General features: G+C 58.5%; 20 protein-coding genes. 7 read left to right on the forward strand and 13 right to left on the reverse strand.

Annotated elements, in window-relative coordinates; translation table 11 throughout:
• Positions 1-29: 29 nt before the first annotated feature.
• On the forward strand, positions 30-926 hold the full coding sequence (locus M2416_RS08625) for an aldo/keto reductase (RefSeq protein WP_041145840.1): 897 nt from the start codon (positions 30-32) through the stop codon (positions 924-926).
• Between the two features lie 94 nt (positions 927-1020).
• On the opposite strand, the gene M2416_RS08630 is transcribed toward M2416_RS08625, so the two are convergent.
• Genes M2416_RS08630 through M2416_RS08640 form a run of 3 tightly spaced genes read right to left on the reverse strand, consistent with a single transcriptional unit; the run spans position 1021 to position 4188 of the window.
• Positions 1021-3045: an FUSC family protein gene (locus M2416_RS08630; RefSeq protein ID WP_259223314.1), complete on the reverse strand. Its 2025-nt coding sequence runs from the start codon at positions 3043-3045 to the stop codon at positions 1021-1023.
• Entirely contained in the window at positions 3045-3941 is an 897-nt protein-coding gene (locus tag M2416_RS08635; protein WP_259223315.1) for an efflux RND transporter periplasmic adaptor subunit, read from the reverse strand. Before M2416_RS08635 ends, M2416_RS08630 begins: the two co-directional genes overlap by 1 nt.
• A 10-nt stretch (positions 3942-3951) precedes the next feature.
• Entirely contained in the window at positions 3952-4188 is a 237-nt protein-coding gene (locus M2416_RS08640; RefSeq protein ID WP_076946799.1) for a DUF1656 domain-containing protein, read from the reverse strand.
• Positions 4189-4358: 170 nt separating this feature from the next.
• Here M2416_RS08640 and slyA point away from each other — a divergent pair, with 170 nt between their 5' ends.
• On the forward strand, positions 4359-4799 hold the full coding sequence (gene slyA, locus M2416_RS08645; RefSeq protein ID WP_071844932.1) for a transcriptional regulator SlyA: 441 nt from the start codon (positions 4359-4361) through the stop codon (positions 4797-4799).
• Between the two features lie 41 nt (positions 4800-4840).
• Here the strand turns inward: slyA and M2416_RS08650 are convergent, their stop codons facing one another.
• Complete coding sequence (locus M2416_RS08650; protein WP_259223321.1) at positions 4841-6196, reverse strand: sensor domain-containing diguanylate cyclase; 1356 nt, start codon at positions 6194-6196, stop codon at positions 4841-4843.
• Positions 6197-6419: 223 nt separating this feature from the next.
• On the reverse strand, positions 6420-6887 hold the full coding sequence (gene slyB, locus M2416_RS08655; protein WP_041145834.1) for an outer membrane lipoprotein SlyB: 468 nt from the start codon (positions 6885-6887) through the stop codon (positions 6420-6422).
• A gap of 363 nt (positions 6888-7250) precedes the next feature.
• Here slyB and anmK point away from each other — a divergent pair, with 363 nt between their 5' ends.
• From anmK to pdxY, 5 genes are all read left to right on the forward strand, one after another.
• Complete coding sequence (gene anmK, locus M2416_RS08660; RefSeq protein WP_259223324.1) at positions 7251-8375, forward strand: anhydro-N-acetylmuramic acid kinase; 1125 nt, start codon at positions 7251-7253, stop codon at positions 8373-8375.
• 91 nt (positions 8376-8466) lie between these two features.
• Entirely contained in the window at positions 8467-8790 is a 324-nt protein-coding gene (gene mliC / locus M2416_RS08665) for a C-type lysozyme inhibitor (protein WP_041145832.1), read from the forward strand.
• A 57-nt stretch (positions 8791-8847) separates the two neighbouring features.
• Positions 8848-9504, forward strand: coding sequence for a pyridoxamine 5'-phosphate oxidase (pdxH, locus tag M2416_RS08670; protein ID WP_076946920.1), 657 nt, complete (start codon positions 8848-8850; stop codon positions 9502-9504).
• 248 nt (positions 9505-9752) lie between these two features.
• The gene (gene tyrS / locus M2416_RS08675; RefSeq protein ID WP_045858552.1) at positions 9753-11027 is read left to right on the forward strand and encodes a tyrosine--tRNA ligase; all 1275 of its coding nucleotides are present in this window, start codon (positions 9753-9755) and stop codon (positions 11025-11027) included.
• 61 nt (positions 11028-11088) lie between these two features.
• On the forward strand, positions 11089-11949 hold the full coding sequence (gene pdxY / locus M2416_RS08680; RefSeq protein ID WP_041145830.1) for a pyridoxal kinase PdxY: 861 nt from the start codon (positions 11089-11091) through the stop codon (positions 11947-11949).
• Positions 11950-11995: 46 nt separating this feature from the next.
• On the opposite strand, the gene gstA is transcribed toward pdxY, so the two are convergent.
• The 8 genes from gstA to rsxB form a co-directional block, all read right to left on the reverse strand.
• The gene (gene gstA, locus M2416_RS08685) at positions 11996-12601 is read right to left on the reverse strand and encodes a glutathione transferase GstA (protein WP_076946803.1); all 606 of its coding nucleotides are present in this window, start codon (positions 12599-12601) and stop codon (positions 11996-11998) included.
• Positions 12602-12709: 108 nt separating this feature from the next.
• Positions 12710-14215: a dipeptide/tripeptide permease DtpA gene (dtpA, locus tag M2416_RS08690; protein WP_041145828.1), complete on the reverse strand. Its 1506-nt coding sequence runs from the start codon at positions 14213-14215 to the stop codon at positions 12710-12712.
• Between the two features lie 599 nt (positions 14216-14814).
• Positions 14815-15453 carry an endonuclease III gene (gene nth / locus M2416_RS08695; RefSeq protein ID WP_041145827.1) on the reverse strand — a complete coding sequence of 213 codons (639 nt, stop codon included), beginning with the start codon at positions 15451-15453 and terminating at the stop codon, positions 14815-14817.
• Positions 15453-16157 carry an electron transport complex subunit E gene (locus M2416_RS08700; protein ID WP_123552206.1) on the reverse strand — a complete coding sequence of 235 codons (705 nt, stop codon included), beginning with the start codon at positions 16155-16157 and terminating at the stop codon, positions 15453-15455. Before M2416_RS08700 ends, nth begins: the two co-directional genes overlap by 1 nt.
• 3 nt (positions 16158-16160) lie before the next feature.
• Positions 16161-16781: an electron transport complex subunit RsxG gene (gene rsxG / locus M2416_RS08705; protein WP_041145825.1), complete on the reverse strand. Its 621-nt coding sequence runs from the start codon at positions 16779-16781 to the stop codon at positions 16161-16163.
• Positions 16782-16790: 9 nt separating this feature from the next.
• On the reverse strand, positions 16791-17843 hold the full coding sequence (gene rsxD / locus M2416_RS08710) for an electron transport complex subunit RsxD (RefSeq protein ID WP_041145824.1): 1053 nt from the start codon (positions 17841-17843) through the stop codon (positions 16791-16793).
• Positions 17844-20228, reverse strand: coding sequence for an electron transport complex subunit RsxC (gene rsxC / locus M2416_RS08715; RefSeq protein ID WP_259223336.1), 2385 nt, complete (start codon positions 20226-20228; stop codon positions 17844-17846).
• Positions 20221-20799, reverse strand: a complete 579-nt coding sequence (gene rsxB, locus M2416_RS08720) for an electron transport complex subunit RsxB (RefSeq protein ID WP_041145822.1) — start codon at positions 20797-20799, stop codon at positions 20221-20223. Before rsxB ends, rsxC begins: the two co-directional genes overlap by 8 nt.
• Position 20800 lies beyond the last annotated feature (1 nt).

Here is a 20800-nt window from a genome sequence, read left to right on the forward strand (position 1 = left end):
CAAAGCACTTTTTTGTTGAGGACGTTGTTATGGTTCAGCGTATTGCTATGGCCCCGCAGGGGCCGGAATTCTCGCGTTTTGTTATGGGCTACTGGCGTTTGATGGACTGGAAAATGTCCGCCAAAGAGCTGGTCGGCTTTATTGAGCAGCACCTGGATCTTGGCGTCACAACCATCGATCATGCGGATATTTACGGCGACTATCAGTGCGAAGCGGCGTTTGGTGAAGCGCTGAAGCTGGCTCCGCATCTGCGTAGCCGGATGGAGATCGTCAGCAAATGCGGCATCGCCACGATGGCGCGGGCGGAAAACACCATTGGTCACTACATTACCGATCGCGACCATATTGTGCTCAGCGCCGAGCAGTCGCTGCGCAACCTGGCCACCGACCACCTGGATCTGCTGCTGATTCATCGCCCGGACCCGCTGATGGATGCCGATGAGGTCGCCGAAGCCTTCCTTGCGCTGCACCACAGCGGCAAGGTGCGCCACTTCGGCGTCTCTAACTTCACGCCGGCCCAGTTTACCCTGTTGCAATCGCGCCTGCCGTTTACGCTGTCGACTAACCAGCTGGAAATCTCCCCGGTGCATCAGCCGCTGCTGCTGGACGGCACCTTAGATCAGCTGCAGCAGCTGCGCATCAGGCCGATGGCGTGGTCCTGCCTGGGCGGCGGTCGTCTGTTTAATGATGAAAGCTTCCAGCCGCTGCGCGATGAGCTGGCCCGGGTGGCTCAGGAGCTGAATGCCGAAAGCATTGAGCAGGTAGTTTACGCGTGGATCCTGCGCCTGCCGTCGCAGCCGCTGCCGATTATCGGCTCCGGCAAAATTGAGCGCGTCCGCTCCGCGCTGGTAGCGGAAAAGCTGAATATGTCCCGTCAGCAGTGGTTCCGCATCCGCAAAGCCGCGCTGGGATACGACGTCCCGTAAGCGCAGCCAGAGCGCTCGCGGCGCCGGTGATATGCCCGATAAACCCGGATACGGCCCGCGCCGCATCCGGGTTTTTTCTTTTAGCGCCAGCGCCTCACGCGGTTCTCTCTTCTATGGTTCCGGCAACCGGGGCCTGCTCCAGCTGCGACAGCGCGCAGTAGAGGCGCCAGATAACCGCCGCCAGCTCCTTCGCCGCCGGCTGATGGTGATGATTAAGCGTGTCGCAAATGCGCTGCAGCTCCAGCAGCGTTGACGCCAGCGGCCGCTGCTGAACGCCGCGCTCGCTCATCACGTCCCGCAGCAGGCTGATGCACAGGTCGCGCACCTGAGAGAGCGGGTCGGAGCGGGTCTCCCACTCCCGAAGCTGCCACACCACGTGCGAACAGTTAAGCAGCACAACCCCCCAGCGCAGCAGCCAGCGGCGCGCCAGAGCATCCTGGCTGTTGCTCAGCTGGCTGATATGGTGATAAACCAGAGACTCAAACTCGTGCTCGCTGTGCTGCGGATGGCGGCTAAGCTGGTCGACAAAGTGACGCCGTAACGCTTTGATGTGGCGACGGCTCTTGCGCGCATCCGAGCCCGGGCTTATCACCGCGAAGGCAAGCCAGGCAAGGCCTACGCCGATGATTTTCCCGAGGTTATCGTTAAGGAATGCGGCAAAGTCGTACACCGGCGGGTTGGTCACCGAAATAAACGAGCCCATAAATACGATCAGCTGCCCCCACAGGCCCGCCAGTTTCGGCATCTGCAGCTTGAGCAGCTGCATGGTGGTGAGCAGCGGAAAAAGAAACAGCAAAAATTGCCATAAATCGGTTATCTGCACCATCAGGCCGAACTTCACCACGAAGCTGAATAGCGAAAGCAGCACCAGGGTGCGCATCAGCAGCGTCAGCGATTTAAACGGCGAGGGCGAGACGGAGTAGAGTACGCAGCAGATGGCGGCGAGGGTGAGCGCGGCGGCGCTGGACTGCCACTGGGTGCTGATGCCCCATGCCCCGACCATCACCAGCGCGCAGAAGGTTCGCACCCCGTTCCACAGCGCTTCCGCCTGGTCGGTGTGGCGGGCCAGCGCGGGCGCCGATGGGACGTTAAATTCGGTCACCGCCGTCGCGTTTTCCACCCGCGCTATCCAGCGGCTGCTCCGCAGATAGAGGCGGCAGAAGTAGCGCAGGCGCATCCAGAACGCCAGGTGCCGATAGTCGGCGGCGGCCCCGGGCGCCAGCGGGGCAATAATGCGCGCGACGGAGTAGAGATCGGCGCGCGGGCTGGCCAGCTCGCTCAGCAGGGTCTCCAGCACCGCGCGAGTATTTTTTGGCGCATCGGGCCAGTTAACCAGCAACCGGCGCAGGCTGGAGATGACGCTGGTCATACGCAGCTGCTGGTGCAGCAAATAGTTGAGCAGCGGGTTCTGCCGGCGGAAGCGGTAGTGGCTCCAGAAGGCCTGAATGCGCAGCAGGTTCATGGTGAGGATCTGACCAATAACGCTTTCGTGGGCGGTGCGAATCGCATCGGTGGTTTCCGGCACCCACAGCAGGCTGGCGTGCTCCAGCAGGCGGGCGTGCATATTTTTCAGCGCCGTCAACAGCGTGGTGCCGTCGGAGGTGCTGGGCAGGATCATCATCATGACCCCGCCGCAAAGGATCCCGACGATGACTTCACAAACGCGCGACTGGGCAATGGTCCACAGCTCGTTGGCGTCGGTCACGTTGATGACCGGAAAGGCAATAATGGCGCAGGTATAGCCGGCAAGCTGGAAAGCGTAGGCCACGTTGTTGGTGTACATCGCGCAGGCCCAGGTGCAGACCGCGATCCACGCCGAGATGCTGAATAAGAACAGCCACGGATCGTTCAGCGTATGGCCGGCCAGCAGCAGGGCGGCGCAGGCGCCGAGCAGGCTGCCGGCGATGCGGCCAAAGCTTTTGCTGATAACGCCGCCGACGGTAGGAAAGCTGACCACCGCCGCCGAGGTCATTGCCCAGTAGGGTTCGTCCAGGTTCAGCCAGTAGGCAACGCTCAGCGCCAGGCACATGGCAATGCCGTTGCGCAGGGCGTATCGCCACTGCGCCCGGCTGGCCTTAACCCACGGAAGCGCCCGCCACGACAGGGCCTGCACCTTCACTATGGTCGGCCAATGGAGACGGTGCAGGTGGTACCGGAGATAAGCGTTATCTCCGGCGGCAGGCCGCTCAACTCGATGCGTACCGGCACCCGCTGGGCCAGGCGAACCCAGGGAATATTTGGCTTAATATCCGCCACCAGCCCGGTGCCGCTTTCAACGCTTTGGTCAACAATGGCGCGGCCAATGCTGGAAACGTGACCTTGTAACTTTTGCTTGCTGCTATACAGAATAACCTCGGCGCTATCGCCGGCGCGGATATGGCGCAGCTTGGTTTCTTCAAAATAGCCAATAACGTAGAACGAATGGCTGTCTACCAGCGCGAACAGAGGGCGGCCAACGGAAGCGTAGTCGCCCACGCGGGTGGAGAGATTGGTGACCCAGCCGTCAACCGGCGCCTTAATCACGGTCTGGCTGAGCTGCCACTGGGCGTGTTCGAGGCTGGCCTGGGCGACGCCGGTTACGGCTTTGGCCGCGTCGAGGACCGCGTTCGCGGTACTCAGCGCGGTGCCGGCGCTTTCAAGATCTTCGGCGGAAATCACGTTGCGCGACAGGTCCCGGCGGCGGGCGGCGTCGCTGGCGGCCTTCGACTGCGCGACCTTAGCTTTTGCCAGCTCCGCGCGGGTTTTGGCCAGCTGCGCCTGGGCGTCGAGTAGGGCAATACGATAGGGCGTGTCATCGATCGTAAACAGCACCTCCCCGGCTTTTACCAGCTGGTTATCGCGGACGTTGAGCTGCAGGATGCTGCCGGAGACCTGAGGCGTGATGCCGACCTGCTCGGCGCGCACCTTGCCGTCGCGGGTCCACGGCGATTGGGTGTAGTAGTTCCAGACCAGCCAGGCGGCAATAATCGCCAGCGCAACAATCAGTAAAGTTGAGAAGTATTTTAGTTTTTTCATTGAGTTAACATTACCAGACGGTCAACAGAACCAGTGCAAGACACACTGAAAGCGCAAACAGGGAGAGATCCATCAGCAGCGGATGCCAGATGTCGCCGGCGTACATCCAGTCGCGCAGCTGACGATGTAGTATCAGCCAGAGAAAGAATCCCAGCAGGACGGCTTTAAACAAGGGAGGGAAATAGATAGAAGCGCCAAACACCAGGTCCTGGAGCGACAATCCGCAAGCGTTAAGACTCAGTTTCACAAGCAAAAATCCTTTGCCGTTGCAGGGAGAATGTCAGGTAATGCTATTATTTGCATTGTAAATCATTGTTTTCATATTAGTGAATCAGGTAATTCATTTGTTTTGATTATTTAAATGCTGCACACTATTCTAAAATCAGTATAATAACTTAGCAAGCTAATTATAAGGAGATGAAATTGGAATCGCCACTGGGTTCTGATCTGGCACGTTTAGTGCGCGTCTGGCGCGCGCTGATCGACCATCGCCTGAAACCTCTGGAGTTAACGCAGACGCACTGGGTCACGCTGCATAACATCCATCAGCTGCCGCCCGAGCAGTCGCAGATTCAGCTGGCGAAAGCCATCGGAATTGAGCAGCCCTCTTTGGTGCGTACGCTGGATCAGCTGGAGGAGAAAGGGCTCATTTCTCGCCAGACCTGCGCCAACGACCGGCGGGCGAAGCGTATTCGGTTGACGGAAAAAGCGGAGCCGCTGATCAATGAGATGGAAGAGGTTATCAGCAAAACGCGCGATGAAATTCTGGCCGGCGTCTCGACGCAAGAGGTTGAAATGCTGCTCGGTTTGATTCGCAAACTGGAACACAATATTCTGGATCTCCAGGCAAAAGATTAACCTGTCCAGGGCCTTGATCTCTCAAGGCCCTTCATCTTTTTTTACTTCACCTCACTCCACACGACGACGCGGTTGCGTCCGCCGCTTTTCGCTTCATACATTGCCGTATCCGCCCGCTTCACGCACTCCTCGGCGCTCAGGCTGCCGTCAACGGCGGTAAATACCCCGGCGCTGATCGTCATTCTTTCCGGCAGGGCGTCCTGTCGCTCGTTGACCGCGAGACGGATGCGCTCGGCGATAGCGCCGGCGTCCCCTGGACCGGTATTCACCAGCAGCAGGGCGAACTCTTCGCCGCCAATGCGGGCGGCCACGTCCTGCGGACGAACGTTTTTTTGCAGCACGTCGGCGGTAAACTGAATGACTTTGTCCCCCTGCACGTGCCCGTAGCTATCGTTAATGCGCTTAAAGTAATCGAGATCGCTGACAATCACCGACAGCGGCTGGGATGCCGAGGCTTTTGTCAGCTGTGCGTTGAGGGCGTCGTAGAAATAGCTGCGGTTATGCAGGCGGGTCAGCGGGTCGCGGATTGAGTTTTGGTAGGACGTCAGGTATTTATCGTTGGAGTGACGGTACAGCGTAAAGACATCACACAGCAGGACAAACAACATAAATAACGTGCTGATGGCTTCGAACGTCCGCGCGTGATACCACGAATACAGCATGTCGCTCTGCGGCATGAGCACCAGCAGCGTGAATATATAAGCCGAACAAAAGAATGCGCCGCTATACCAGAATATATTTTGCAATTGGCTTATATAAATTAACAGCGTCAGCGTTATTAGCCAGCTGACGACTAAAATTCGCCCGATAAAATTATGCCAAAGCGGGGAGAACTGATGGCTTAAATTGTCGACCAGCGCGATATTCAATAGCGGATGATTGCTTGAATAAAGCCACGACAGAGTAATTATCAGGATGGTAAAACTCAGGCAGCCCGTCAGAATAAGCGCATGTACCCTTTTGGTGAGACGCGGGCTATGGCGAAAGCGATATAAAACAATCGCGATAGTGAAGAGTATTACCATCATCGCGTTGCGGAAGGTAAAGAAAATCAGCGCGTCGTTGGCGTTAGGCATGGGGCCCTGGCTGCAGAGAAACCAGCCCGTGTGGCCGCTTAGCGTTCCCAACATCAGCAGCGCCGACCCGGCGAAGGCGCAGGCAATGGCGGTCAGGTACAGGCGCTCCCGAACGCACCAGTACTTCATTATCATGAAGCAGGAAATCGTGAGATGTAATATCAATAAAAATATTGTTAGCACCGGCAATAGCACCGGGCTGGCCGTAGATGTACGACTAATTAATGAGGAGGCAAATAAATGTATCAGACCGGTGGCAATAATACAGATAAGTAAATAGAGTAACACCTTGTTTAATAAAGGCCGTGAGTTAATTAGCATCTTCTTCATCCCTGGAAAATAATACGGCACGGAGCGACGTCATTGTCGCGCATGATGATGTGGGGCAGGGGTTATAATAAGGCCACGCGTGCGCTTAATATTGCGCCAGCGCAAATCTCCGTTCGTTAACGCCGCGGCGAGCTGAATCCAAAAGGAGAAAAAGTGGGGTCAATAGATTGATATTTGGGAATAATGCGGCCCCGCAGGGCCGCATGAAAAAAGATTAACGCGGGGAAACGGTAACCTGGCTGCCGCTGCCGGCAATCGCCACGCGCTGACCGATGGAGAACGGGGTGCTGCCCTGTTTCTGGACCACCAGAATGGTGTTGCCGTCGTCCTTACGGATTTCCAGCTCAACGCCCTGGGTTTTATTCATTGCGCCCTGCACGCCCTGACCGGCTACGCCGCCCGCCACCGCGCCTGCTGCCGTTGCCAGCGAACGGCCCGTGCCGCCACCGATGGTATTACCGAGGAATCCACCCAGAACTGCGCCGCCGATAGCACCGATGGCGTTGCTGTCATCGCCGCTTTGGATCTGTACCGCGCGGGTATGCACGATGGTGCCGTAAGTCACGCTCTGGACCTGTTTGGCTTCGGATGCGGAGTAAACATCACCGGAAAGGCCGCTGCTGCTCACGCAGCCCGCAAGAGTAAAACCAATCATCGAGACAGCCAAAACACGTAAAATCATTTATGAATCTCCTTCACCAAATAGTGTTCTGTTGAACTTCCATGTGGTCAATTATATGGCATTTAAGCGTCAGCTGGCATAGCTTCCGCGTGGACAATACAAAAAATAATAAGCACAGACGTCTTAACCATAGCTAAACGTACGCGCTTTACGCGAAACGCCGCGTTGATAACCACGAGGCTTCGGGCTTCTCTGCTCAGGCTTTGGCGCCGTTTGAAAGCGGCTAAAACCTGATTATCTGACAGCGGGAATGATTTAAGGTTTATCCGTTTTCGTGTTAAAAAAAATTATTGTCCCATAGCAATGACCCCGTCTTTATGATGGAGTGTCGCTATACCAGAGTCATGGAATGAAGGAAGGCGTATGAAATCAGGTCGCTATATTGGCGTAATGTCCGGCACCAGCCTGGATGGCATCGACGTTGTTCTGGCGGTAATTAATGAAAGTATTGTGGCCCAGCAGGCCAGCCTGTCCTATCCCATCCCTGTTGCTATAAAAGAAGAGATTCTGGCCATCTGCCAGGGACAGACGCTCACTTTATCGCAGCTGGGGCAGCTTGATACGCGCCTCGGGCGGCTGTTTTCCGATGCGGTGCGGGCGTTGATGCGCCAGGAAAATCTGCAGGCCTCGGAGATTGTTGCGATTGGCTGCCACGGGCAGACGGTCTGGCACGAGCCGATGGGCGATGCGCCTAATACCCTGCAGATCGGCGACAACAACCAGATTGCCGCCCATACCGGCATCACGGTGGTGGGGGATTTTCGCCGTCGCGATATGGCGCTTGGGGGCCAGGGCGCGCCGCTGGTTCCGGCCTTTCACCACGCGCTGCTGGCCCATCCGGTCGAGCGCAGGATGGTGCTAAACATTGGCGGCATCGCTAATCTCTCGCTGCTGGCGCCCGGCCTGCCGGTACGCGGCTACGACACCGGTCCGGGCAACATGCTGATGGACGCGTGGATCTGGCGCCAGTGCGGCAAGCCTTACGATAAAGATGCGCAGTGGGCCAGCGAAGGCAAGGTGCTGCTGCCGCTGCTGCAGGAGATGCTCAGCGATCCGTGGTTCGCGCTGCCCGCGCCGAAGAGTACCGGTCGCGAATACTTCAACTACGGTTGGCTGGCGCGGCATCTGGCGCGCTATCCCGGCGTTAGCGCGCAGGACGTTCAGACCACCCTGACGGAGCTTACCGCGGTGACGATCGCCGAGCAGGTGCTGCTCAGCGGCGGCTGCGAACGCCTGCTGGTGTGCGGCGGCGGGGCCCGTAATCCGCTGCTGATGGCGCGGCTGGCGGCGCTGCTGCCGGGTACGGAGGTCTCTACCACCGACGCGGCGGGGATCAGCGGTGACGATATGGAAGCGCTGGCCTTTGCGTGGCTGGCGTGGCGGACTATCTCCGGGCTGCCCGGTAACCTGCCGTCGGTGACCGGCGCCAGTGAAGCCTCCGTTCTTGGCGCTATTTTCCCGGCGAATGCGCCGCAGAATCAGAGTTAACTGAACTCGCTCTATTTTATTAACCGGTAAACTGGATGAAGTGAGTGGAGGGTCAACACCCTCCCGGACCGGGAAAGTCGAAGGCAACCAAATGAAAAAAATCCTTATCGCAGTGATCCCTTTTATGCTCGCAGGCTGCAGCTATTACAATCAGTTTGCCGAGCGCATGCAGACCGATACGCTGGAGTATCAGTGCGATCAGAAACCGCTGACCGTTCATCTCAATAACGTCCGCCAGCAGGTGAGCTTCATTTACGATAACCAGCAGCTGAATCTGCAGCAGGGGCTCTCGGCGTCGGGGGCTCGCTACACCGACGGCGTCTACGTCTTCTGGTCAAAAGGCGACGGGGCTACCGTCTACAAGCACGACCGCGTGGTGCTGGAAAACTGCCAGCTGCAAACCGCCAAACGTTGAGATTTCCGTCCCGGGGGCGCACAATAACGCCACCCGAAGACTCTTTTCTCAATGGCCATGTCAGACAACGACGAATTGCAGCAAATCGCGCATCTGCGCCGAGAGTATACCCGTGGCGGCCTGCGTCGCCACGATCTTCCCGCCGAACCGCTGGCGCTGTTTGAGCGCTGGCTCCGACAGGCCTGCGATGCCCGCCTGGCCGACCCCACGGCGATGGTGGTGGCCACCGTTGATGAAAGCGGCCAGCCCTACCAGCGCATCGTGCTGCTAAAGCACTATGACGAAAAGGGGCTGGTGTTTTATACCAACCTCGGCAGCCGTAAAGCGCACCAGATCGAAAAAAATCCCCGCGTCAGCCTGCTGTTTCCGTGGCATATGCTGGAGCGCCAGGTGATGGTCACCGGCAAAGCTGAACGTCTGTCGACGCTGGAAGTGGTGAAGTACTTCCACAGCCGCCCGCGCGATAGCCAGATCGGTGCCTGGGTCTCCCAGCAGTCGAGCCGTATTTCTGCCCGCGGCATCCTTGAAAGCAAATTCCTTGAGCTGAAGCAAAAGTTCCAGCAGGGCGAAGTGCCGCTGCCGAGCTTCTGGGGCGGGTTCCGCGTCAACATCGAGCAGATGGAGTTCTGGCAGGGCGGCGAGCATCGTCTGCACGATCGTTTTCTGTACCAGCGGCAAAACGCAGGCTGGCAAATCGACCGTCTGGCGCCATAAAGGACGCAAAATGTTGTTTTAAGCGCTGGTGCTACGTTCCCCGGCGCTTTATTCTATAGGCTTCATTTTTCACGCTGCATCGTAGCCATCCGTGCCTGCTCGCTCCGGTAGCTTACCCGCGTAAGCGCCAGAGGATCCCCACGCGTGCCGCTGTGATGCAGCCTGAATCATTTTGTGCAGTATTTTTTCGCGTCTGGCGAAAAGTCGTGTACCGGCAAAGGTGCAGTCGTTTATAGATGGAGAATTTGATGGCAAGCAGTAACTTGATTAAACAATTGCAAGAGCGGGGGCTGGTAGCCCAGGTGACGGACGAGGAAGCGTTAGCAGAGCGACTGGCGCAAGGCCCGATCGCGCTCTATTGCGGCTTCGATCCTACCGCCGACAGCTTGCATTTGGGGCATCTTGTTCCATTGTTATGCCTGAAACGCTTCCAGCAGGCAGGCCATAAGCCTGTGGCGCTGGTGGGTGGTGCGACCGGTCTGATTGGTGACCCGAGCTTTAAAGCCGCCGAGCGTAAACTGAACACCGAAGACACGGTGCAGGAGTGGGTTGATAAAATTCGCAAACAGGTCGCGCCTTTCCTCGACTTTGACTGCGGTGACAACTCGGCTATTGCCGCGAATAACTACGACTGGTTTGGCGGCATGAACGTGCTGACCTTCCTGCGTGATATCGGCAAGCATTTCTCCGTCAATCAGATGATCAATAAAGAAGCGGTTAAGCAGCGTCTGAACCGTGACGATCAGGGCATCTCCTTTACCGAGTTCTCCTACAACCTGCTGCAGGGCTATGACTTCGCATGCCTCAACGAACTGCACGGGGTTGCGCTGCAAATCGGTGGTTCGGATCAGTGGGGTAACATTACCTCCGGTATCGACCTGACCCGTCGCCTGCATCAGAACCAGGTATTTGGTCTGACCGTTCCGCTGATCACCAAAGCGGACGGCACCAAGTTCGGTAAGACCGAAGGCGGCGCGGTATGGCTGGATCCGAAGAAAACCAGTCCGTACAAATTCTACCAGTTCTGGATCAACACCGCGGATGCCGACGTCTATCGCTTCCTGAAGTTCTTCACCTTTATGGAAATTGACGAGATCAATGCCCTCGAGGAAGAAGACAAGAACAGCGGCAAGGCGCCGCGCGCGCAGTACGTGCTGGCGGAACTGGTTACGCGTCTGGTTCACGGTGAAGAGGGCCTGATCGCCGCTAAACGCATTACCGAGAGCCTGTTTAACGGCAACCTGAGCGAGCTGAGCGAAGCGGACTTCGAGCAGCTGGCGCAGGACGGTGTGCCGATGATTGAAATGGAACAGGGCGCCGACCTGATGCAGGCGCTGGTGGATTCCGAGCTGCAGCCATCCCGTGGCCAGGCGCGTAAAACCATCGCCTCCAACGCGGTGACCATCAACGGTGAAAAACAGGCCGACCCGGAGTACGTCTTCGGCGATGGCGACCGTCTGTTTGGTCGCTATACCTTACTGCGCCGCGGTAAGAAAAATTACTGTCTGGTCTGCTGGAAGTAATTGCGTAAAGGCAGGGGCGTGGGAAACCACGCCCCTTATTTTTTGCTGTCAGGTATCCAAGATGAAGAATATCCTCGCCATCCAGTCCCACGTTGTGTTTGGCCATGCCGGCAATAGCGCCGCCGAGTTTCCGATGCGCCGTCTTGGCGCCAACGTCTGGCCTCTCAACACCGTGCAGTTCTCAAACCATACCCAGTACGGTAAATGGACCGGCTGCGTTATGCCGCCGGCGCATCTGAGCGAAATCGTGCAGGGCATCGCTGATATTAATCAGCTTCAGCGCTGCGACGCGGTGCTCAGCGGCTATCTGGGATCGGCGGAACAAGGCGAACACATTCTCGGGATTGTTCGTCAGGTGAAAGCGGCCAATCCGGCGGCAAAATATTTTTGCGATCCGGTGATGGGCCATCCTGAAAAGGGTTGCATCGTCGCGCCGGGCGTGGCCGAGTTTCACGTGCGCCATGCGCTGCCTGCCAGCGACATTATTGCGCCGAATCTGTTGGAGCTGGAAATTCTCTGCGAGCATCCGGTGGCGAACGTCAGCGAAGCGGTAGCCGCCGCGCGCGAGCTGATTGCTCAGGGGCCGGAAGTGGTGCTGGTGAAGCATCTCTCGCGCGCCGGGATTAGCATGGATCGTTTTGAAATGCTGCTGGTGACGCGTGACGAAGCCTGGCATATCAGCCGTCCGCTGGTGGACTTTGGCCTGCGTCAGCCGGTAGGCGTCGGGGATGTGACCAGCGGACTGCTGCTGGTGAAGCTGCTGCAGGGGGCCAGCCTGCGCGATGCGCTGGAGCACGTTACCGCTGCGGTATACGAAATTATGCTGGCGACTAAAGGAATGCAGGAGTATGAGCTGCAGGTCGTGGCGGCGCAGGATCGCATTGCGCAGCCGGAGCATCTCTTCAGCGCCACGCAGCTCTAGGCGCCGATAGCCTGCCCGGAATCGCGTCCGGGCAGGGACATCAATCTTACTTCAGACCTTCCGCTTCCAGCGCAGCCGCCACCGACGGGCGTGCGGCGATGTGCTTCATCCACGCCTCGATATGACGATAGCCTTCCATATTCAGCTTCACCGCGTACGCCCAACGCAGTACGGTAAACAGGTAGCCATCGGCGATGGTGAAGCGATGGCCGTTAAGCCACTGCTTATCCTGCAGCGATTCGTCAATGTACTGCAGCTTCTTCGCCAGCTGCGCGCGTACCGTCGGTTTGTAATCCTCCGGCGTATCCGGACGAAACAGCGGGGTGAAGCCTTTGTGCAGCTCGGTGGCAACGTAGTTGAGCCATTCCAGAGTCTGGTAGCGGGCAACGGTGCCCACCGGAGCCAGCAGCTGCCGGTCCGGGACGCGATCGGCAATGTACTGCATAATCGCCACCCCTTCCGTGAGCAGCAGTTCGTCGTCAAGCAGCAGCGCCGGAACCTGGCCTTTCGGGTTAATCAGCAGGTAATCATCCCCGTTTTCAAGGCGTTTTTTCATCACGTCAACGCCCTGTAAGGTGAAGTCCAGCCCGCTTTCGCGCAGGGCGATATGCGAAGCAAGAGAACAGGCGCCGGGTTTGTAGAACAGTTTCATCGGTAACTCCTCGTGGCTGCAGTTTTCTGTATGTTAGTCCGCCCAGGGGCAAAAAAAAAGCCGCTAACGAAAGGTTAGCGGCTAAATTAAAGGGTTTTCCCGGCGCGATTAGGCGGTTGCTGTCTCGCGCTCTTTCGCGACGCTATCGTCGTCCAGAGTCATACGATTCAGCTTCGGCGCCGTCAGCAGCATCAGCGCGGCGATAACCGCCGTCACGATACCAATCTGCATGAAGACGTGGCCGTAAACGTTCAGAGAGACCAGCGGGTCGGTCACGTTTTCCGGAACGGCCATCAGGTTAGCAATCTTACCGGCAATAATTGCCGCACCCGCGGTGGTCAGGAACCAGCTGCCCATGATGAAGCCCATCAGACGCTGCGGAACCAGCTGGGCAACCATTGCCAGGCCGAGGCCGGAAATCATCAGCTCACCGATACTCTGCAGCGCATAGCTCAGGATCAGCCAGTTTACCGACACGATACCGGCATCGCTGGCGAACTTGGTGCCCAGCGGCAGCACCAGGAATGCGCCAGAGCACAGGATCATCCCGATAGCGAACTTGTGCGGCATCGGCAGACGGTCGCCCATCTTGTTATAGATGGCGGCCAGAATCGGGCTACCAACCATGATCCAGAACGGGTTCAGCGCCTGGAACTGCTCCGGCTGGAAGCTGATGCCCATAATCGCGTGCTCAACGTTGCGGATAGCGAAGAAGTTCAGAGAGGTCGGCATCTGGCTGTAAAGGACGAAGAAGACGATCGCCTGCACCATCAGAATGAAGGCGACAATCATCTTACGACGCGCGGCGCCCTTCATAGCGATAGCTTCTTTGGCGAAGATGATGACGATACCCAGCGCGACCACGCCCAGAACCATACGGGCGATGCCCTGGTTATGCAGCAGCCAGGTGGCAATCACTACCAGAATAACCACGCCCACGATAGTCGCCAGCAGTTTGCCGTAATGAACCGGTGCGAAGTCGGGTTTAGAACCGTAGTTTTTCACCCATTTCTTGCAGAACATAAAGTTCACAAGCGTAATCAGCATGCCGACAAAGCTCAGGGAGAAGGCGATACTCCAGCCGAACTTCGCTGCCAGCCACGGAGTAGCCAGCATAGAGAAGAACGAACCGATGTTGATGGACATGTAGTACATGGTAAATGCACCGTCCAGGCGCGGGTCGTCTTTCTCATAGCAGGTAGAGAGCAGGGAGGACGGGTTCGCCTTAAACAGGCCGTTACCGACGGCGATTGTCGCCATACCCATATAAACGATAGCGGCGTCGTGTCCGGAGTACGCGACCAGCGCGTAGCCGATAGCCAGGACGATAGTCCCCAGCATAATGACGCGCTTGGTGCCGAGCACTTTATCGCCCAGCCAGCCGCCGATAGCCACGAGGCCGTAGACCAGCGCGCTGAAGGAGGAGAAGAGTGTAATAGAATCCGCTTCTGACATACCCAGCTGTTTGACCAGGTAAACGGCCATGATCCCTTGCAGGCCGTAATAACCAAAACGCTCCCATAATTCGATCGAGAAGATCAGATAGAACGACTTCGGCTGTTTGAAAGCGTTCAAACTCACGCTTTCTGCTGGTTTATTGTTTGCAGTTGACACATATACCTCTTTTTTTACATCCCATATTAACGGGGGGTGTTCGGGGCGCAATCTTCGATGACCGCCGCCTTTATAGTTATTCTGGAGGGAAAACGGCAGGTAATGTTCACTATCCTGACCGTTCAGGCAATACCTTTGTAATAATCTGTTACACATAACCAATGCATTATAATGCGCCGGTCATTCAAATGTTATGCAGAGTTAAACTTCACCGATTTGCTATTGGTGATATTTTTATCTGTCTGCATCCGCAGGATGACGCATAAAGGCGATATATTCTGCTGATTAGCCTTGAACCTAGTGATATAGGCCATAATCCTAAAAAATGATGGGGTATTGTCCTGATAAGCAGGGCTGCGCTATGGCAATTGCTGGCTTTCGTTATCAAGTGAGCAACAACAAATTAACATTAAGTTGCGCAGATGATCTGGATCACAAATGTATAGAAATTTTTTCTTCGTAAAAAATGATTAACCTGGCTGAGCGTTATATAAGCAGATGATCGCCCTGTTAACTGGCGAAATTATGGCGAAAGTGGCAGGGTGGAAAGGGGCTTAACAGTACCATTACCCCAGGCAGGGTAATGGTATTGTCGAGTTTCAGGCTGCGTAGACTTTTTCTTTGAACTCGCAGAGGTCTTCGATCAGGCAGGAGCCGCAGCGCGGCTTGCGGGCAATGCAGGTATAGCGCCCGTGGAGAATAAGCCAGTGGTGGCAGTCCACCTTAAATTCGGCGGGAACCACCTTCAGCAGCTTCTCTTCGACCTGCTCGACGTTCTTACCCGGGGCAAACTGCGTCCGGTTGCACACGCGGAAAATATGCGTGTCGACCGCAATCGTCGGCCAGCCGAAGGCGGTATTGAGCACCACGTTGGCGGTTTTGCGCCCGACGCCGGGCAGCGCTTCCAGCGCGGCTCTGTCCTCCGGGACTTCGCCATTATGCTGCTCCAGCAGGATCCGGCAGGTCTTAATGACGTTTTCGGCCTTGCTGTTAAACAGGCCGATGGTTTTGATATATGACTTAACCCCGTCGACGCCAAGGTCGAGCATCGCTGCCGGAGTATTGGCGACCGGATAGAGCTTTGCCGTCGCCTTATTGACGCTGACGTCGGTCGCCTGCGCCGAGAGCAGCACCGAGATCAGCAGCTCAAACGGCGAGCTGAAGTTGAGCTCGGTGGTGGGATGCGGATCGTTATCCCGCAGGCGGGTCAGAATTTCCAGACGTTTACTCTTATTCATCAGGCTTTCCCTGCGGCATCAGAGGGCGCGACGACCGGGGCTTCGGCAACTGCCGCCCGGGCCTTGCGCTGTTTGCTGCGCTCATCGATGAGATATTTGACCGCCAGCATCATCCCGAGGCCGATAAACGCCCCCGGCGGCAGCATCGCCAGCAGGAACGGGGTGTCGGTATGGAAGACTTCGATGCGCAGCGCTTTTGCCCAGCCGCCGAGCAGGCTATCGGCGCCGTCAAACAGCGTACCGTTACCAATGATTTCACGCAGCGAGCCGAGGACAAACATGGCGCAGGTGGCCCCCATGCCAATCGAGAAACCATCCAGCGCCGAAAGGGCCGGCCCCTTTTTCGCCGCGAAGGCCTCGGCGCGACCGACGACAATACAGTTGGTCACAATCAGCGGGATAAAAATCCCCAGCGACTGATAGAGGCCGTAGGCGTAGGCGTTAATCAGCATCTGCACGACGCTCACCACCGAGGCGATGATCATCACGTAAATAGGAATACGGATCTCGGCCGGCGTCCAGCGGCGCAGGCTGGAGATGGTCAGGTTGGTGAGGGTCAGCACCAGAGTGGTTGCCAGCCCTAGCCCCAGCGCATTGGTGGCGGTGGAGGTCACGGCGAGCAGAGGACACATCCCCAGCAGCTGGACCAGCGCCGAGTTGTTTTTCCACAACCCCTGGACAATAACGTCTTTTACTTCGCTCATGGTCTAGTCTCCACAGGCGGTGAATTCGGGAATCTGCGTTGGCAGCGTTTGTGCGTACAGGCCGGCGCGCTTAACCGCGTTGACGACCGCGCGCGGCGTAATGGTCGCACCGGTAAACTGGTCAAAATCGCCGCCGTCTTTCTTAACCGCCCAGCGGCTGTCGCTCTGTCCATGAATAACTTTGCCGGCAAAATGGGTGATCCAGTCAGAAAGACGCAGCTCAATTTTATCCCCGAGGCCCGGCGTTTCGTGATGCTCGGTGACTCGGGTGCCGAGGACGGTGCCTTTAAAATCTGCGGCAACCAGCAGCTGAATCGCCCCGGAGTAGCCGTCCGGCGCGGTGGTTTCCATGACCGCGCCCACCGGGATGTCGTTATTTTTAGCGATCCAGATCTTATGCTGCCCTTTGCCCAGAGCCGGAGCGGAGGCCAGATAGCAGCTCTTCAGCAGATCGTTATTATACAGCTCTGCCGGCAGCACCTGGTCAAAAAGCGCCTTTTGCTGTCGGGACGCCTGATCTTCAATCGTCGATTTGGTCAGCTCATTGATAGCCGCCGTCAGGCCGGTGGAGCCGGCGGCGAAAAGTGCCAGCGTGATGCCGTGTTTGCGCATGCTTTTTAACATGACGGGTCCTCAGCGGTGGCCGTACACGCGGGGCCGCGTGTAGTAATCAATCAACGGAACGGTAATATTCGCCAGCAGCACGGCGAAGGCTACGCCGTCAGGATAGCCGCCGAAGCTGCGAATCAGCCAAACCAGCAGGCCCGCCAGGGCGCCGAAAATAAGGCGCCCGCGGTTGGTGGTGGAGGCGGTTACCGGATCCGTCAGAATAAAGAACGCGCCGAGCATGGTGGCGCCGGACAGCAGATGTATCTGCGGCGCGGCCAGGCTCTGCGGTGAGAAAAACCAGCCGAGCGTGGAGCAGACGGCCAGGCTCAGCAGGAAGCTGAGCGGGATATGCCAACGGATCGTCTTCTGCCACAGCAGGAACAGCCCGCCGACCAGATAAGCAATATTCACCCACTGCCAGCCAAGCCCTGCCAGAGCGCCGCCAAAAATCGGGTACTGGAGGATCTCCTTCACCTCGTGGCCCGCGTGCAGCGAGGTTTTAAAGGTGTCCAGCGGCGTGGCCTGGCTGATACCGTCGACCCCGAGACGCAGGGCGTTCATATCGCCACCGGCGGCGGTGTGGCCGGTGAAAATGACCCGCAGCGCGTCGCTAAAGCCTGGAATGTGGGCCGCAATCTCCTGCGGCGGCAGCCAGGAGGTCATCTGCACCGGGAAGGAGATCAGCAGCACCACGTAGCCAATCATGGCCGGGTTAAAGGGGTTATGCCCCAGCCCGCCGTACAGCTGCTTGGCGATGATCACGGCAAAGGCGGTACCCAGTACCACCATCCACCAGGGGGCAAGGGGCGGAATGCTGACGGCCAGCAGCAGGCCGGTCAGCAGCGCAGAGTTGTCGGCCAGAATGGCGGCAACATTTTGCTTGCGCAGCTTGAGGATAGCGGCTTCGGTGCCCCAGGCGGTTAAGGCGGCGAGAATAAGCTGCAGCACGGTGCCCCAGCCGAAAAACCAGGTCTGCACCACGATGCCGGGCACGGCGGCGAGCAGCACCAGCAGCATAATCCGCGAGGTCTGACGCTGGTTGTGGGTATAGGGAGAGCTTGCGATTCTGAAAACCATTTAATCCTCGTTAACTGCCTGCCGGGATGCTTTCCTGGCCTGAACTCGGGCGATTGCTTCGGCAACTGCAGCCTTGCGCGGATCGTCATTGGCGGCGGACCCGACGTCGGCCGCCTGCTGCTCGGCCTTGCGGGCCTTGGCGCGGGCGATCGCGGCTTCTACTGCGGCCTTACGCGGGTCGACGGCTTCGGCTTCCGGGGCGACGGCAGTGGCCTCTGCCTGCTGCTGTTCGGCCTTGCGGGCCTTGGCGCGGGCGATAGCGGCTTCTACCGCGGCCTTGCGCGGGTCGACGGCTTCGGCTTCCGGCGCGACGGTAGTGGCCTCAGCCTGCTGCTGCTCGGCCTTGCGGGCCTTGGCGCGGGCGATGGCGGCTGCTACCGCGGCCTTGCGCGGGTCGACGGCTTCGGCTTCCGGAGCGGCAGCGGTGGCCTCCGCCTGCTGCTGTTCGGCCTTGCGGGCCTTGGCGCGGGCGATAGCGGCTTCTACCACGGCCTTGCGCGGGTCGACGGCTTCGGCTTCCGGGGCGGTAGTAGTGGCCTCCGCCTGCTGCTGTTCGGCCTTGCGGGCCTTGGCGCGGGCGATAGCGGCTTCTACCGCGGCCTTGCGCGGGTCGACGGCTTCGGCTTCCGGGGCGGCAGTAGTGGCCTCCGCCTGCTGCTGCTCGGCCTTGCGGGCCTTAGCGCGGGCGATGGCGGCTGCTACCGCGGCCTTGCGCGGGTCGAGATCTGCGTCGGCCGACGGCTTGGGCGCGGACTCAGCCAGTTCGTTTTTACGGGCGCGCGCCTGCGCTTTACGCGCTTCGCGCGCGGCGATGGCTTCACTATTGTCCGGCTTAGCGCCCGCCTGAATGACGATCGGCTGCGCCGCGTCCTGCTGTTTTTCACGCACGCGGGCGAGGGCGGCGTTAATCGCCGCGCTATCTTTGGCGGCGGGCTGCACGGCGGACTGTTTATGCCGCTCGAGGCGCGCGGCCTTATCGCGCTCCAGACGCGCCTGGCGTGCTTCAAAACGAGCCTTGGCTTCCGCCGCACGCTTCTCTTCCAGGCGAATCTCCGCGATCTCGGCCTTCTCCTGACGGAAGTACTGCACCAGCGGAATATTGCTCGGGCAGACCCAGGCGCAGGCGCCGCACTCAATGCAGTCGGCCAGGTTGTGGGTCGTGGCCTTGTCGTGCTGCTGGCCTTTGCTAAACCAGTACAGCTGCTGCGGCAGCAGATCGGCAGGGCAGGCATCGGCGCAGGCGCTACAGCGAATGCAGCCCTTTTCCTCTTCCGCTTCGCCCATTTCACTGGCCGATGGGGCCAGCAGGCAGTTGGTAATTTTGACCACCGGCACGTCGAGCCACGGCAGGGTAAAGCCCATCAGCGGGCCACCCATAATCACCATCGGCTCAGCGCTGGGGCAAAAACCGGCATCATCCAAAAGATGGCGTACCGGCGTGCCCAGCCGGGCCCAGACGTTGCCCGGGCGCGAAACCGCTTCCCCGGTTAAGGTCACCACGCGTTCGGTCAGCGGTTCGCCATCGATCACCGCGCGTTTAACCGCGTAGGCGGTGCCGACGTTTTGCATCAGGATCCCGATATCGGAAGAGCGGCCGCCGTGGGGCACCTGCTTTCCGGTGAGGATCTGCGTCAGCTGCTTCGCGCCGCCGGAGGGATATTTGGTTGGGATCACGCGCAGGGAGATGCCGTGCGCATCGCTCAGTACCGCACGCAGCATGGAGATTGCCTGCGGCTTGTTGTCTTCAATGCCGATCAGCACCTGGCTCGGCTGTAAAATATGGGCCAGGATGCGAATGCCGTCGATAATCTGCGCCGCACAGTCCTGCATCAGACGATCGTCGGCGGTAATGTAGGGCTCGCACTCGGCGGCGTTAATAATCAGGGTGTCGATTTTGTCGCCGCCGCCGCGCAGCTTGATGCCGGTCGGGAAGCCGGCGCCGCCCAGCCCGGCCACGCCGAACTGGTGGATGCGCTCGATAAGCTCTTCGCGGGATTTGCTCTGGTAGTCACTCCAGCCGTCGCGTTCAATCCAGCGGTCTTCACCATCGGCATCAATGATAACGCTCATCTCCGCCAGCGCGGAGGGGTGCGCCGTCGAATGCGGAGCGATGGCGCTGACGATACCCGACGTCGGGGCGTGAACGGGCAGCATTTTTCCCCAGCCGCGGGTAAGCGGCTGGCCGCGCAGGACGCGATCGCCGGGCTGCACGCAAAGCTCGCCCTCTGCGCCAATATGCTGCTTAAGCGGAATAACAAACTGCTGCGCAAGGGAGACCTGGCGCAGCGGCGTACCGTTTGACTGGTTTTTCATCTCCGGGGGATGAATACCGCCGTTGAAATCCCAGACCTTGTCTTTTTTGAACGCGGAAAATAGCTTAAACATGTTGTTCCACAGGAATGATGCGCACCGGGATGGTGTGTAGATCCCACTTCCAGGTTTCAGTGGTCGCCGCAACCGGAACCATCTCTATACACTGCGTCGGGCAGGGCGCGACGCAAAGATTACAGCCGGTACAGAGGTCGCTCATCACCGTATGCATCGCGCGGGTCGCGCCAACAATGGCGTCAACGGGGCAGGCCTGGATGCATTTCGTGCAGCCAATACAGTTCTTTTCGTCGATGACCGCCAGCATACGCGCGGGCTCAGCCTCCTGAGCATCGCCGTCAGCAGGCTGCGGGTCGACGTTCAGCAGGGTGGCAATTTTTAACATCACCGCTTCGCCGCCGGGGGCGCAGCGGTTGATTTTCTCGCCCTGCAGGCCGACCGCTTCCGCATAGGGGCGACAGCCGGGGTAGCCGCACTGGCCGCACTGGCTTTGCGGAAGAAGTTCGTCGATCTTCTCAACGACCGGATCGTCCTCCACCTCAAAGCGGCGGGAGGCGTAACCCAAAATTAAGCCGAAAATCAGCCCGAGAAGGCTGATCGCAACGACGGCTATCCAGACAGCGCTCATA

This window comes from Klebsiella sp. BIGb0132, assembly GCF_024810075.1.
In the GTDB taxonomy this organism is placed as follows: domain Bacteria; phylum Pseudomonadota; class Gammaproteobacteria; order Enterobacterales; family Enterobacteriaceae; genus Klebsiella; species Klebsiella terrigena.

Excerpts from the sequence above, each read along its gene's own strand:
- rsxD (WP_041145824.1), bottom strand. The coding sequence starts at position 17,843 with ATGGTTTTCAGAATCGCAAGCTCTCCCTATACCCACAACCAGCGTCAG.
- M2416_RS08625 (WP_041145840.1), top strand. The coding sequence starts at position 30 with ATGGTTCAGCGTATTGCTATGGCCCCGCAGGGGCCGGAATTCTCGCGT.
- gstA (WP_076946803.1), bottom strand. The coding sequence starts at position 12,601 with ATGAAACTGTTCTACAAACCCGGCGCCTGTTCTCTTGCTTCGCATATC.
- pdxY (WP_041145830.1), top strand. The coding sequence starts at position 11,089 with ATGAAGAATATCCTCGCCATCCAGTCCCACGTTGTGTTTGGCCATGCC.
- rsxB (WP_041145822.1), bottom strand. The coding sequence starts at position 20,799 with ATGAGCGCTGTCTGGATAGCCGTCGTTGCGATCAGCCTTCTCGGGCTG.
- M2416_RS08700 (WP_123552206.1), bottom strand. The coding sequence starts at position 16,157 with ATGAGCGAAGTAAAAGACGTTATTGTCCAGGGGTTGTGGAAAAACAAC.
- rsxC (WP_259223336.1), bottom strand. The coding sequence starts at position 20,228 with ATGTTTAAGCTATTTTCCGCGTTCAAAAAAGACAAGGTCTGGGATTTC.
- tyrS (WP_045858552.1), top strand. The coding sequence starts at position 9,753 with ATGGCAAGCAGTAACTTGATTAAACAATTGCAAGAGCGGGGGCTGGTA.
- slyB (WP_041145834.1), bottom strand. The coding sequence starts at position 6,887 with ATGATTTTACGTGTTTTGGCTGTCTCGATGATTGGTTTTACTCTTGCG.
- rsxG (WP_041145825.1), bottom strand. The coding sequence starts at position 16,781 with ATGTTAAAAAGCATGCGCAAACACGGCATCACGCTGGCACTTTTCGCC.
- nth (WP_041145827.1), bottom strand. The coding sequence starts at position 15,453 with ATGAATAAGAGTAAACGTCTGGAAATTCTGACCCGCCTGCGGGATAAC.
- M2416_RS08635 (WP_259223315.1), bottom strand. The coding sequence starts at position 3,941 with ATGAAAAAACTAAAATACTTCTCAACTTTACTGATTGTTGCGCTGGCG.
- slyA (WP_071844932.1), top strand. The coding sequence starts at position 4,359 with ATGAAATTGGAATCGCCACTGGGTTCTGATCTGGCACGTTTAGTGCGC.
- anmK (WP_259223324.1), top strand. The coding sequence starts at position 7,251 with ATGAAATCAGGTCGCTATATTGGCGTAATGTCCGGCACCAGCCTGGAT.
- M2416_RS08650 (WP_259223321.1), bottom strand. The coding sequence starts at position 6,196 with ATGCTAATTAACTCACGGCCTTTATTAAACAAGGTGTTACTCTATTTA.
- mliC (WP_041145832.1), top strand. The coding sequence starts at position 8,467 with ATGAAAAAAATCCTTATCGCAGTGATCCCTTTTATGCTCGCAGGCTGC.
- pdxH (WP_076946920.1), top strand. The coding sequence starts at position 8,848 with ATGTCAGACAACGACGAATTGCAGCAAATCGCGCATCTGCGCCGAGAG.